The 13,991-nt window shown below is 53.0% G+C and carries 2 protein-coding genes, 2 tRNA genes and 7 rRNA genes; all 11 read left to right on the forward strand.

The window, feature by feature from the left end; all coding sequences use genetic code 11:
* Nucleotides 1–68 precede the first annotated feature (68 nt).
* Nucleotides 69–1,250: an acyl-CoA dehydrogenase gene (locus FPB55_RS00575; RefSeq protein ID WP_054904519.1), complete on the forward strand. Its 1,182-nt coding sequence runs from the start codon at nt 69–71 to the stop codon at nt 1,248–1,250.
* Nucleotides 1,251–1,264: 14 nt separating this feature from the next.
* Nucleotides 1,265–2,485, forward strand: a complete 1,221-nt coding sequence (locus FPB55_RS00580; RefSeq protein ID WP_115293215.1) for a CaiB/BaiF CoA-transferase family protein — start codon at nt 1,265–1,267, stop codon at nt 2,483–2,485.
* Between the two features lie 569 nt (nt 2,486–3,054).
* Nucleotides 3,055–4,591, forward strand: a 16S ribosomal RNA gene (locus FPB55_RS00585).
* Nucleotides 4,592–4,872: 281 nt separating this feature from the next.
* Nucleotides 4,873–7,765 (forward strand): 23S ribosomal RNA (locus FPB55_RS00590).
* A gap of 134 nt (nt 7,766–7,899) precedes the next feature.
* Nucleotides 7,900–8,015, forward strand: a 5S ribosomal RNA gene (gene rrf / locus FPB55_RS00595).
* A 445-nt stretch (nt 8,016–8,460) separates the two neighbouring features.
* Nucleotides 8,461–9,997 (forward strand): 16S ribosomal RNA (locus FPB55_RS00600).
* A gap of 86 nt (nt 9,998–10,083) precedes the next feature.
* A tRNA-Ile gene (locus tag FPB55_RS00605) sits at nt 10,084–10,160 on the forward strand.
* A 114-nt stretch (nt 10,161–10,274) separates the two neighbouring features.
* Nucleotides 10,275–10,350 (forward strand) — tRNA-Ala (locus tag FPB55_RS00610).
* Nucleotides 10,351–10,599: 249 nt separating this feature from the next.
* Nucleotides 10,600–13,492: ribosomal RNA gene (locus FPB55_RS00615) — 23S ribosomal RNA — on the forward strand.
* Between the two features lie 134 nt (nt 13,493–13,626).
* Nucleotides 13,627–13,742: ribosomal RNA gene (gene rrf, locus FPB55_RS00620) — 5S ribosomal RNA — on the forward strand.
* A gap of 109 nt (nt 13,743–13,851) precedes the next feature.
* A 5S ribosomal RNA gene (gene rrf, locus FPB55_RS00625) occupies nt 13,852–13,967 on the forward strand.
* The 16S, 23S and 5S rRNA genes sit together here with 2 tRNA genes alongside, the layout of an rRNA operon.
* Nucleotides 13,968–13,991 lie beyond the last annotated feature (24 nt).

Here is a 13,991-nt window from a genome sequence, read left to right on the forward strand (position 1 = left end):
TCAGCGGGCAATCAGTCCTAGGCTCAAAGGCACATAAAAACTCCGCCCCCTTCTCGAGGATTCCGCCCATGGCTGGTAAAGCAAGCTTCAACTGGATCGATCCACTGCTGCTGGATCAGCAGCTCACTGAAGAAGAGCGCATGGTGCGTGACAGCGCTTATCAGTTCGCCCAGGGCAAGCTGGCCCCGCGTGTACTCGAGGCGTTTCGTCATGAGCAGACCGACCCGGCGATTTTTCGCGAAATGGGGGAAGTGGGCCTGCTGGGTGCGACCATCCCCGAGCAATACGGCGGCAGCGGCTTGAACTATGTGTGCTATGGGCTGATTGCCCGCGAAGTGGAGCGCATCGACTCCGGCTATCGTTCGATGATGAGCGTTCAGTCTTCGCTGGTGATGGTGCCGATCAACGAATTCGGTACCGAAGCCCAGAAACAGAAGTACTTGCCCAAGCTGGCGAGTGGGGAATGGATCGGTTGCTTCGGTTTGACCGAGCCTAACCATGGCTCTGACCCGGGCTCGATGATTACCCGGGCCAAGAAGGTCGAGGGCGGTTATCGCCTGAGCGGCAGCAAAATGTGGATCACCAACAGCCCGATCGCTGACGTATTCGTGGTCTGGGCCAAGGATGACGCCGGAGATATCCGTGGCTTCGTCCTGGAAAAGGGCTGGCAGGGCCTGAGTGCGCCTGCAATTCATGGCAAGGTCGGTCTGCGCGCGTCGATTACCGGCGAGATCGTCATGGATAATGTGTTTGTGCCGGAAGAGAACATCTTCCCCGATGTGCGTGGCCTCAAAGGTCCGTTCACTTGCCTGAATTCGGCACGTTACGGCATTTCCTGGGGGGCGCTGGGTGCTGCAGAGGCCTGCTGGCACACCGCCCGCCAATACACGCTGGACCGTCAGCAGTTCGGTCGCCCACTTGCTGCAAACCAGCTGATCCAGAAAAAGCTGGCGGACATGCAGACCGAGATCACGCTGGCGCTGCAAGGCTGCCTGCGCCTTGGGCGCATGAAGGACGAAGGCACCGCGGCGGTGGAAATTACCTCGATCATGAAGCGCAACTCTTGCGGCAAGGCGCTGGATATCGCACGCATGGCGCGCGACATGCTTGGTGGTAACGGGATTTCCGACGAGTTCGGTGTCGCCCGTCATCTGGTCAACCTGGAGGTGGTCAACACCTATGAAGGTACGCACGACGTGCATGCGCTGATCCTGGGCCGCGCGCAAACCGGTATCCAAGCTTTCTATTGATAAGGAGCCAGTCCATGGGCGCGTTATCACATCTGCGGGTGCTGGACCTGTCGCGCGTGTTGGCCGGTCCGTGGTCTGGCCAGATCCTCGCCGACCTGGGGGCTGACGTGATCAAGGTCGAGCGGCCGGGCAGTGGGGACGATACCCGCGCCTGGGGGCCGCCCTTCCTTAAAGGTGCCAATGGCGAGAACACGAGCGAGGCGGCTTATTATCTGTCGGCCAACCGCAATAAGCGGTCGGTGACGATTGATTTCACGCGGCCAGAGGGCCAGCGCCTGGTGCGTGAGCTGGCGGCGAAGTGCGATATCGTCATCGAGAACTTCAAGGTGGGTGGGCTGGCGGCCTATGGGCTGGATTACCAGAGCCTCAAGGCCGACAATCCGCGGCTTATCTATTGCTCCATTACCGGTTTCGGGCAGACCGGGCCTTATGCCCGGCGCGCTGGCTATGACTTCATGATCCAGGGGCTGGGTGGGCTGATGAGCCTGACGGGGCGCCCGGAAGGTGAGGAAGGCGCAGGCCCGGTCAAGGTGGGTGTCGCCCTTACCGACATTCTGACCGGGCTGTACTCAACGGTGGCTATGTTGGCTGCCCTCGCCCACCGTGACCAGACTGGGGTCGGTCAGCACGTCGACATGGCGCTGCTGGATGTGCAGGTGGCTTGCCTGGCGAACCAGGCAATGAACTACCTGACCACGGGCACGGCGCCCCGTCGCCTGGGCAATGCGCACCCCAACATCGTGCCTTATCAGGATTTTCCGACGGCGGATGGCGATTTCATTCTTACCGTGGGCAACGACAGCCAGTTCCGCAAGTTCGCCGAGGTGGCCGGGCAGCCTCAATGGGCGACTGACCCTCGCTTTGCCACCAACAAGCTGCGTGTGGCCAACCGGGCTGAGCTGATTCCATTGATTCGCCAGGCCACCGTGTTCAAGACCACGGCCGAATGGGTGAGCCAGTTGGAGGCCGCCGGTGTGCCGTGTGGGCCAATCAATGATCTTGCCCAGGTGTTCCGCGACCCCCAAGTGCTGGCTCGCGGGCTGGCGGTCAGTATCCCGCATGCGTTGGCAGGCAATGTGCCGCAGGTGGCGAGCCCGATACGTTTGTCGGCGACGCCTGTCGAGTATCGGCTGGCGCCGCCTATGTTGGGTGAGCATACCGAGGTGGTGCTTGAGGAGGTGTTAGGGCTAGGAGCGGAAGAAGTGCGCCAGTTGCGCAGCGTTGGCGTGTTGTAGGGAATGCTGGTCTAGCTATATAGCGGGGAGGCCGCCAGGCCTCCCCGCTTTGCTTTTTAAGCGCCCTGAAAGTTTATTTGAATTAAAGGTTGACGCCCTCTCGAATCCCCTTATAATGCGCCCCACTTCCAGCGACAACGGAACGACAAACTCCTTGAAATTCAATGAGTTAACCGATTCGGAAGGCGCTGTGAGGGCTACGATCAAATGATCGAATGCGGTCGAGATGATGGTTGACAGCGCTTTTAAACGCTGTATGATTCGCCTCCCGCTACGAGAGATCGCAGCGAGTCAAGTGTTTGAAGCTAAACGAGTTTCTCGCAAAAAACTTCAAAATAAACGCTTGACAGCGAATGAGGAAAGCGTAGAATGCGCGCCTCGGTTGAGACGAAACGCTCTTAACCAACCGCTCTTTAACAAATTGAATCAAGCAATTCGTGTGGGTGCTTGTGAGTACGGACTGATAGTCAAAAAGATTATCAGCATCACAAGTGGCCATGCGAGAAATCACATAGTCATTTGAGATTGCTGAGCCAAGTTTAGGGTTTCTTAAAAACCCAAGCAGTATTGAACTGAAGAGTTTGATCATGGCTCAGATTGAACGCTGGCGGCAGGCCTAACACATGCAAGTCGAGCGGATGACGGGAGCTTGCTCCTTGATTCAGCGGCGGACGGGTGAGTAATGCCTAGGAATCTGCCTGGTAGTGGGGGACAACGTTTCGAAAGGAACGCTAATACCGCATACGTCCTACGGGAGAAAGCAGGGGACCTTCGGGCCTTGCGCTATCAGATGAGCCTAGGTCGGATTAGCTTGTTGGTGAGGTAATGGCTCACCAAGGCGACGATCCGTAACTGGTCTGAGAGGATGATCAGTCACACTGGAACTGAGACACGGTCCAGACTCCTACGGGAGGCAGCAGTGGGGAATATTGGACAATGGGCGAAAGCCTGATCCAGCCATGCCGCGTGTGTGAAGAAGGTCTTCGGATTGTAAAGCACTTTAAGTTGGGAGGAAGGGCAGTAAGTTAATACCTTGCTGCTTTGACGTTACCGACAGAATAAGCACCGGCTAACTCTGTGCCAGCAGCCGCGGTAATACAGAGGGTGCAAGCGTTAATCGGAATTACTGGGCGTAAAGCGCGCGTAGGTGGTTTGTTAAGTTGGATGTGAAAGCCCCGGGCTCAACCTGGGAACTGCATCCAAAACTGGCAAGCTAGAGTACGGTAGAGGGTGGTGGAATTTCCTGTGTAGCGGTGAAATGCGTAGATATAGGAAGGAACACCAGTGGCGAAGGCGACCACCTGGACTGATACTGACACTGAGGTGCGAAAGCGTGGGGAGCAAACAGGATTAGATACCCTGGTAGTCCACGCCGTAAACGATGTCAACTAGCCGTTGGAATCCTTGAGATTTTAGTGGCGCAGCTAACGCATTAAGTTGACCGCCTGGGGAGTACGGCCGCAAGGTTAAAACTCAAATGAATTGACGGGGGCCCGCACAAGCGGTGGAGCATGTGGTTTAATTCGAAGCAACGCGAAGAACCTTACCAGGCCTTGACATGCAGAGAACTTTCCAGAGATGGATTGGTGCCTTCGGGAACTCTGACACAGGTGCTGCATGGCTGTCGTCAGCTCGTGTCGTGAGATGTTGGGTTAAGTCCCGTAACGAGCGCAACCCTTGTCCTTAGTTACCAGCACGTTATGGTGGGCACTCTAAGGAGACTGCCGGTGACAAACCGGAGGAAGGTGGGGATGACGTCAAGTCATCATGGCCCTTACGGCCTGGGCTACACACGTGCTACAATGGTCGGTACAGAGGGTTGCCAAGCCGCGAGGTGGAGCTAATCTCACAAAACCGATCGTAGTCCGGATCGCAGTCTGCAACTCGACTGCGTGAAGTCGGAATCGCTAGTAATCGCGAATCAGAATGCCGCGGTGAATACGTTCCCGGGCCTTGTACACACCGCCCGTCACACCATGGGAGTGGGTTGCACCAGAAGTAGCTAGTCTAACCTTCGGGAGGACGGTTACCACGGTGTGATTCATGACTGGGGTGAAGTCGTAACAAGGTAGCCGTAGGGGAACCTGCGGCTGGATCACCTCCTTAATCGACGACATCAGCCTGCTGATGAGCTCCCACACGAATTGCTTGATTCATTTGCTGATGAGAATTCAGAAATGAACATTCGTTGATGAATGTTGATTTCTGACTTTTGTCAGACCGTTCTTTAAAAATTCGGATATGTGATAGATATAGACTGACATGCACTTTCACTGGTGCGTGATCAGGCTAAGGTAAAATTTGTGAGTTCTGCTCTTAACTGAGCGAAATGCGAATTTTCGGCGAATGTCGTCTTCACAGTATAACCAGATTGCTTGGGGTTATATGGTCAAGTGAAGAAGCGCATACGGTGGATGCCTTGGCAGTCAGAGGCGATGAAAGACGTGGTAGCCTGCGATAAGCTTTGGGGAGTCGGCAAACAGACTGTGATCCAGAGATCTCTGAATGGGGGAACCCACTCAGCATAAGCTGAGTATCTTGTACTGAATACATAGGTGCAAGAGGCGAACCAGGGGAACTGAAACATCTAAGTACCCTGAGGAAAAGAAATCAACCGAGATTCCCTTAGTAGTGGCGAGCGAACGGGGACCAGCCCTTAAGTTGGTTTGAGATTAGTGGAACGCTCTGGAAAGTGCGGCCATAGTGGGTGATAGCCCCGTACACGAAAATCTCTTATCAATGAAATCGAGTAGGACGGAGCACGAGAAACTTTGTCTGAATATGGGGGGACCATCCTCCAAGGCTAAATACTACTGACTGACCGATAGTGAACCAGTACCGTGAGGGAAAGGCGAAAAGAACCCCGGAGAGGGGAGTGAAATAGAACCTGAAACCGTATGCGTACAAGCAGTGGGAGCCTACTTTGTTAGGTGACTGCGTACCTTTTGTATAATGGGTCAGCGACTTATATTCAGTGGCGAGCTTAACCGAATAGGGGAGGCGTAGCGAAAGCGAGTCTTAATAGGGCGTTTAGTCGCTGGGTATAGACCCGAAACCGGGCGATCTATCCATGGGCAGGTTGAAGGTTAGGTAACACTGACTGGAGGACCGAACCGACTACCGTTGAAAAGTTAGCGGATGACCTGTGGATCGGAGTGAAAGGCTAATCAAGCTCGGAGATAGCTGGTTCTCCTCGAAAGCTATTTAGGTAGCGCCTCATGTATCACTGTAGGGGGTAGAGCACTGTTTCGGCTAGGGGGTCATCCCGACTTACCAAACCGATGCAAACTCCGAATACCTACAAGTGCCGAGCATGGGAGACACACGGCGGGTGCTAACGTCCGTCGTGAAAAGGGAAACAACCCAGACCGTCAGCTAAGGTCCCAAAGTCATGGTTAAGTGGGAAACGATGTGGGAAGGCTTAGACAGCTAGGAGGTTGGCTTAGAAGCAGCCACCCTTTAAAGAAAGCGTAATAGCTCACTAGTCGAGTCGGCCTGCGCGGAAGATGTAACGGGGCTCAAACCATGCACCGAAGCTACGGGTATCATCTTTTGGTGATGCGGTAGAGGAGCGTTCTGTAAGCCTGTGAAGGTGAGTTGAGAAGCTTGCTGGAGGTATCAGAAGTGCGAATGCTGACATGAGTAACGACAATGCGAGTGAAAAACTCGCACGCCGAAAGACCAAGGTTTCCTGCGCAACGTTAATCGACGCAGGGTTAGTCGGTCCCTAAGGCGAGGCTGAAAAGCGTAGTCGATGGAAAACAGGTTAATATTCCTGTACTTCCAGTTATTGCGATGGAGGGACGGAGAAGGTTAGGCCAGCCTGGCGTTGGTTGTCCAGGTTTAAGGTGGTAGGCTGGAATCTTAGGCAAATCCGGGATTTCAAGGCCGAGAGCTGATGACGAGTTGCCTTTAGGCGACGAAGTGGTTGATACCATGCTTCCAAGAAAAGCTCCTAAGCTTCAGATAACTGGGAACCGTACCCCAAACCGACACAGGTGGTTAGGTAGAGAATACCAAGGCGCTTGAGAGAACTCGGGTGAAGGAACTAGGCAAAATGGCACCGTAACTTCGGGAGAAGGTGCGCCGGCGAGGGTGAAGGACTTGCTCCGTAAGCTCATGCCGGTCGAAGATACCAGGCCGCTGCGACTGTTTATTAAAAACACAGCACTCTGCAAACACGAAAGTGGACGTATAGGGTGTGACGCCTGCCCGGTGCCGGAAGGTTAATTGATGGGGTTAGCGCAAGCGAAGCTCTTGATCGAAGCCCCGGTAAACGGCGGCCGTAACTATAACGGTCCTAAGGTAGCGAAATTCCTTGTCGGGTAAGTTCCGACCTGCACGAATGGCGTAACGATGGCGGCGCTGTCTCCACCCGAGACTCAGTGAAATTGAAATCGCTGTGAAGATGCAGTGTATCCGCGGCTAGACGGAAAGACCCCGTGAACCTTTACTATAGCTTTGCACTGGACTTTGAATTTGCTTGTGTAGGATAGGTGGGAGGCTTTGAAGTGGGGACGCCAGTTCTCATGGAGCCATCCTTGAAATACCACCCTGGCAACTTTGAGGTTCTAACTCAGGTCCGTTATCCGGATCGAGGACAGTGTATGGTGGGTAGTTTGACTGGGGCGGTCTCCTCCCAAAGAGTAACGGAGGAGTACGAAGGTGCGCTCAGACCGGTCGGAAATCGGTCGTAGAGTATAAAGGCAAAAGCGCGCTTGACTGCGAGACAAACACGTCGAGCAGGTACGAAAGTAGGTCTTAGTGATCCGGTGGTTCTGTATGGAAGGGCCATCGCTCAACGGATAAAAGGTACTCCGGGGATAACAGGCTGATACCGCCCAAGAGTTCATATCGACGGCGGTGTTTGGCACCTCGATGTCGGCTCATCACATCCTGGGGCTGAAGCCGGTCCCAAGGGTATGGCTGTTCGCCATTTAAAGTGGTACGCGAGCTGGGTTTAGAACGTCGTGAGACAGTTCGGTCCCTATCTGCCGTGGACGTTTGAGATTTGAGAGGGGCTGCTCCTAGTACGAGAGGACCGGAGTGGACGAACCTCTGGTGTTCCGGTTGTCACGCCAGTGGCATTGCCGGGTAGCTATGTTCGGAAGAGATAACCGCTGAAAGCATCTAAGCGGGAAACTTGCCTCAAGATGAGATCTCACTGGGATCTTGAATCCCCTAAAGGGCCGTCGAAGACTACGACGTTGATAGGTTGGGTGTGTAAGCGCTGTGAGGCGTTGAGCTAACCAATACTAATTGCCCGTGAGGCTTGACCATATAACACCCAAGCAATTTGCTGACGCAGATTGCGGTGGTGAAGATGACATGAACCGAAAGTTCGCAACGCATCACAAACATCACATATCCGAATTCGCTGGGCTGTCCATCTGGACATTCTGGCTACAGAATTTCTTGACGACCATAGAGCATTGGAACCACCTGATCCCATCCCGAACTCAGCAGTGAAACGATGCATCGCCGATGGTAGTGTGGGGTTTCCCCATGTGAGAGTAGGTCATCGTCAAGATTCATTTCGCAAAACCCCTATCTGCATCTGCAGGTAGGGGTTTTGTCTTTAAGTAGAAGCTGTCGCTTCTCCTGGTTGGCTCACGAGCCCTCCAGTGGTGGTAAAAGGTGGTTGACAGTGTTTTTGAATACTGTATTATTCACCTCCCGCGACGAGAGATCGAAGCGAGTCAAGTGTCTGAAGTTAAACGAGTTTCTCGAAAATCTTCAAAATTAACGCTTGACAGGCTCTGAGGAAAGCGTAGAATGCGCGCCTCGGTTGAGACGAAACGCTCTTAACCAACCGCTCTTTAACAAATTGAATCAAGCAATTCGTGTGGGTGCTTGTGAGTACGGACTGATAGTCAAAAAGATTATCAGCATCACAAGTGGCCATGCGAGAAATCACATAGTCATTTGAGATTGCTGAGCCAAGTTTAGGGTTTCTTAAAAACCCAAGCAGTATTGAACTGAAGAGTTTGATCATGGCTCAGATTGAACGCTGGCGGCAGGCCTAACACATGCAAGTCGAGCGGATGACGGGAGCTTGCTCCTTGATTCAGCGGCGGACGGGTGAGTAATGCCTAGGAATCTGCCTGGTAGTGGGGGACAACGTTTCGAAAGGAACGCTAATACCGCATACGTCCTACGGGAGAAAGCAGGGGACCTTCGGGCCTTGCGCTATCAGATGAGCCTAGGTCGGATTAGCTTGTTGGTGAGGTAATGGCTCACCAAGGCGACGATCCGTAACTGGTCTGAGAGGATGATCAGTCACACTGGAACTGAGACACGGTCCAGACTCCTACGGGAGGCAGCAGTGGGGAATATTGGACAATGGGCGAAAGCCTGATCCAGCCATGCCGCGTGTGTGAAGAAGGTCTTCGGATTGTAAAGCACTTTAAGTTGGGAGGAAGGGCAGTAAGTTAATACCTTGCTGCTTTGACGTTACCGACAGAATAAGCACCGGCTAACTCTGTGCCAGCAGCCGCGGTAATACAGAGGGTGCAAGCGTTAATCGGAATTACTGGGCGTAAAGCGCGCGTAGGTGGTTTGTTAAGTTGGATGTGAAAGCCCCGGGCTCAACCTGGGAACTGCATCCAAAACTGGCAAGCTAGAGTACGGTAGAGGGTGGTGGAATTTCCTGTGTAGCGGTGAAATGCGTAGATATAGGAAGGAACACCAGTGGCGAAGGCGACCACCTGGACTGATACTGACACTGAGGTGCGAAAGCGTGGGGAGCAAACAGGATTAGATACCCTGGTAGTCCACGCCGTAAACGATGTCAACTAGCCGTTGGAATCCTTGAGATTTTAGTGGCGCAGCTAACGCATTAAGTTGACCGCCTGGGGAGTACGGCCGCAAGGTTAAAACTCAAATGAATTGACGGGGGCCCGCACAAGCGGTGGAGCATGTGGTTTAATTCGAAGCAACGCGAAGAACCTTACCAGGCCTTGACATGCAGAGAACTTTCCAGAGATGGATTGGTGCCTTCGGGAACTCTGACACAGGTGCTGCATGGCTGTCGTCAGCTCGTGTCGTGAGATGTTGGGTTAAGTCCCGTAACGAGCGCAACCCTTGTCCTTAGTTACCAGCACGTTATGGTGGGCACTCTAAGGAGACTGCCGGTGACAAACCGGAGGAAGGTGGGGATGACGTCAAGTCATCATGGCCCTTACGGCCTGGGCTACACACGTGCTACAATGGTCGGTACAGAGGGTTGCCAAGCCGCGAGGTGGAGCTAATCTCACAAAACCGATCGTAGTCCGGATCGCAGTCTGCAACTCGACTGCGTGAAGTCGGAATCGCTAGTAATCGCGAATCAGAATGTCGCGGTGAATACGTTCCCGGGCCTTGTACACACCGCCCGTCACACCATGGGAGTGGGTTGCACCAGAAGTAGCTAGTCTAACCTTCGGGAGGACGGTTACCACGGTGTGATTCATGACTGGGGTGAAGTCGTAACAAGGTAGCCGTAGGGGAACCTGCGGCTGGATCACCTCCTTAATCGACGACATCAGCCTGCTGATGAGCTCCCACACGAATTGCTTGATTCATTGTAAAAGACGATCAAGACCCAAAGTTATACCATTAGGTCTGTAGCTCAGTTGGTTAGAGCGCACCCCTGATAAGGGTGAGGTCGGCAGTTCAAATCTGCCCAGACCTACCATTTTTGGTTGGAATGTTGAGCACCCCATGCCTCTGGATAAAGAGTGGTGAGGACGGCTCTTCTGCAGTTCAAATCTGCCCAGACCTACCATTACATGGTTCAGCCGTAGAATACGGGGCCATAGCTCAGCTGGGAGAGCGCCTGCCTTGCACGCAGGAGGTCAGCGGTTCGATCCCGCTTGGCTCCACCACTTTCTGCGGTAGATGTTGCTCCTGCTCAGAAATTAGAAATGAACATTCGTCGATGAATGTTGATTTCTGACTTTTGTCAGATCGTTCTTTAAAAATTCGGATATGTGATAGATATAGACTGATATGCACTTTCACTGGTGTGTGATCAGGCTAAGGTAAAATTTGTGAGTTCTGCTCTTAACTGAGCGAAATGCGAATTTTCGGCGAATGTCGTCTTCACAGTATAACCAGATTGCTTGGGGTTATATGGTCAAGTGAAGAAGCGCATACGGTGGATGCCTTGGCAGTCAGAGGCGATGAAAGACGTGGTAGCCTGCGATAAGCTTTGGGGAGTCGGCAAACAGACTGTGATCCAGAGATCTCTGAATGGGGGAACCCACTCAGCATAAGCTGAGTATCTTGTACTGAATACATAGGTGCAAGAGGCGAACCAGGGGAACTGAAACATCTAAGTACCCTGAGGAAAAGAAATCAACCGAGATTCCCTTAGTAGTGGCGAGCGAACGGGGACCAGCCCTTAAGTTGGTTTGAGATTAGTGGAACGCTCTGGAAAGTGCGGCCATAGTGGGTGATAGCCCCGTACACGAAAATCTCTTATCAATGAAATCGAGTAGGACGGAGCACGAGAAACTTTGTCTGAATATGGGGGGACCATCCTCCAAGGCTAAATACTACTGACTGACCGATAGTGAACCAGTACCGTGAGGGAAAGGCGAAAAGAACCCCGGAGAGGGGAGTGAAATAGAACCTGAAACCGTATGCGTACAAGCAGTGGGAGCCTACTTTGTTAGGTGACTGCGTACCTTTTGTATAATGGGTCAGCGACTTATATTCAGTGGCGAGCTTAACCGAATAGGGGAGGCGTAGCGAAAGCGAGTCTTAATAGGGCGTTTAGTCGCTGGGTATAGACCCGAAACCGGGCGATCTATCCATGGGCAGGTTGAAGGTTAGGTAACACTGACTGGAGGACCGAACCGACTACCGTTGAAAAGTTAGCGGATGACCTGTGGATCGGAGTGAAAGGCTAATCAAGCTCGGAGATAGCTGGTTCTCCTCGAAAGCTATTTAGGTAGCGCCTCATGTATCACTGTAGGGGGTAGAGCACTGTTTCGGCTAGGGGGTCATCCCGACTTACCAAACCGATGCAAACTCCGAATACCTACAAGTGCCGAGCATGGGAGACACACGGCGGGTGCTAACGTCCGTCGTGAAAAGGGAAACAACCCAGACCGTCAGCTAAGGTCCCAAAGTCATGGTTAAGTGGGAAACGATGTGGGAAGGCTTAGACAGCTAGGAGGTTGGCTTAGAAGCAGCCACCCTTTAAAGAAAGCGTAATAGCTCACTAGTCGAGTCGGCCTGCGCGGAAGATGTAACGGGGCTCAAACCATGCACCGAAGCTACGGGTATCACCTTTTGGTGATGCGGTAGAGGAGCGTTCTGTAAGCCTGTGAAGGTGAGTTGAGAAGCTTGCTGGAGGTATCAGAAGTGCGAATGCTGACATGAGTAACGACAATGCGAGTGAAAAACTCGCACGCCGAAAGACCAAGGTTTCCTGCGCAACGTTAATCGACGCAGGGTTAGTCGGTCCCTAAGGCGAGGCTGAAAAGCGTAGTCGATGGAAAACAGGTTAATATTCCTGTACTTCCAGTTATTGCGATGGAGGGACGGAGAAGGTTAGGCCAGCCTGGCGTTGGTTGTCCAGGTTTAAGGTGGTAGGCTGAAATCTTAGGCAAATCCGGGATTTCAAGGCCGAGAGCTGATGACGAGTTGCCATTAGGCGACGAAGTGGTTGATACCATGCTTCCAAGAAAAGCTCCTAAGCTTCAGATAACTGGGAACCGTACCCCAAACCGACACAGGTGGTTAGGTAGAGAATACCAAGGCGCTTGAGAGAACTCGGGTGAAGGAACTAGGCAAAATGGCACCGTAACTTCGGGAGAAGGTGCGCCGGCGAGGGTGAAGGACTTGCTCCGTAAGCTCATGCCGGTCGAAGATACCAGGCCGCTGCGACTGTTTATTAAAAACACAGCACTCTGCAAACACGAAAGTGGACGTATAGGGTGTGACGCCTGCCCGGTGCCGGAAGGTTAATTGATGGGGTTAGCGCAAGCGAAGCTCTTGATCGAAGCCCCGGTAAACGGCGGCCGTAACTATAACGGTCCTAAGGTAGCGAAATTCCTTGTCGGGTAAGTTCCGACCTGCACGAATGGCGTAACGATGGCGGCGCTGTCTCCACCCGAGACTCAGTGAAATTGAAATCGCTGTGAAGATGCAGTGTATCCGCGGCTAGACGGAAAGACCCCGTGAACCTTTACTATAGCTTTGCACTGGACTTTGAATTTGCTTGTGTAGGATAGGTGGGAGGCTTTGAAGTGGGGACGCCAGTTCTCATGGAGCCATCCTTGAAATACCACCCTGGCAACTTTGAGGTTCTAACTCAGGTCCGTTATCCGGATCGAGGACAGTGTATGGTGGGTAGTTTGACTGGGGCGGTCTCCTCCCAAAGAGTAACGGAGGAGTACGAAGGTGCGCTCAGACCGGTCGGAAATCGGTCGTAGAGTATAAAGGCAAAAGCGCGCTTGACTGCGAGACAAACACGTCGAGCAGGTACGAAAGTAGGTCTTAGTGATCCGGTGGTTCTGTATGGAAGGGCCATCGCTCAACGGATAAAAGGTACTCCGGGGATAACAGGCTGATACCGCCCAAGAGTTCATATCGACGGCGGTGTTTGGCACCTCGATGTCGGCTCATCACATCCTGGGGCTGAAGCCGGTCCCAAGGGTATGGCTGTTCGCCATTTAAAGTGGTACGCGAGCTGGGTTTAGAACGTCGTGAGACAGTTCGGTCCCTATCTGCCGTGGACGTTTGAGATTTGAGAGGGGCTGCTCCTAGTACGAGAGGACCGGAGTGGACGAACCTCTGGTGTTCCGGTTGTCACGCCAGTGGCATTGCCGGGTAGCTATGTTCGGAAGAGATAACCGCTGAAAGCATCTAAGCGGGAAACTTGCCTCAAGATGAGATCTCACTGGGATCTTGAATCCCCTAAAGGGCCGTCGAAGACTACGACGTTGATAGGTTGGGTGTGTAAGCGCTGTGAGGCGTTGAGCTAACCAATACTAATTGCCCGTGAGGCTTGACCATATAACACCCAAGCAATTTGCTGACGCAGATTACGGTGGTGAAGATGACATGAACCGAAAGTTCGCAAGGCATCACAAACATCACATATCCGAATTCGCTGGGCTGTCCATCTGGACATTCTGGCTACAGAATTTCTTGACGACCATAGAGCATTGGAACCACCTGATCCCATCCCGAACTCAGTAGTGAAACGATGCATCGCCGATGGTAGTGTGGGGTTTCCCCATGTGAGAGTAGGTCATCGTCAAGATTCATTTCGCAAAACCCCTATCTGCACATGCAGGTAGGGGTTTTGTCTTTAAGTAGGAACTACAGAGATTCGCAGGCACGTTCGAGTGACGGGCCAGCACACAGAATTTCTTGACGACCATAGAGCATTGGAACCACCTGATCCCATCCCGAACTCAGCAGTGAAACGATGCATCGCCGATGGTAGTGTGGGGTTTCCCCATGTGAGAGTAGGTCATCGTCAAGATTCAAACCCAAAGCCCCTGTCTGC

The sequence above is a fragment of the Pseudomonas sp. BJP69 genome (genome assembly GCF_007633355.1).
GTDB lineage: Bacteria > Pseudomonadota > Gammaproteobacteria > Pseudomonadales > Pseudomonadaceae > Aquipseudomonas > Aquipseudomonas juntendi.

Bases quoted from the DNA above. Each gene is read 5' to 3' on its own strand.
- FPB55_RS00580 (WP_115293215.1), top strand. From the start codon at position 1,265: ATGGGCGCGTTATCACATCTGCGGGTGCTGGACCTGTCGCGCGTGTTG.
- FPB55_RS00575 (WP_054904519.1), top strand. From the start codon at position 69: ATGGCTGGTAAAGCAAGCTTCAACTGGATCGATCCACTGCTGCTGGAT.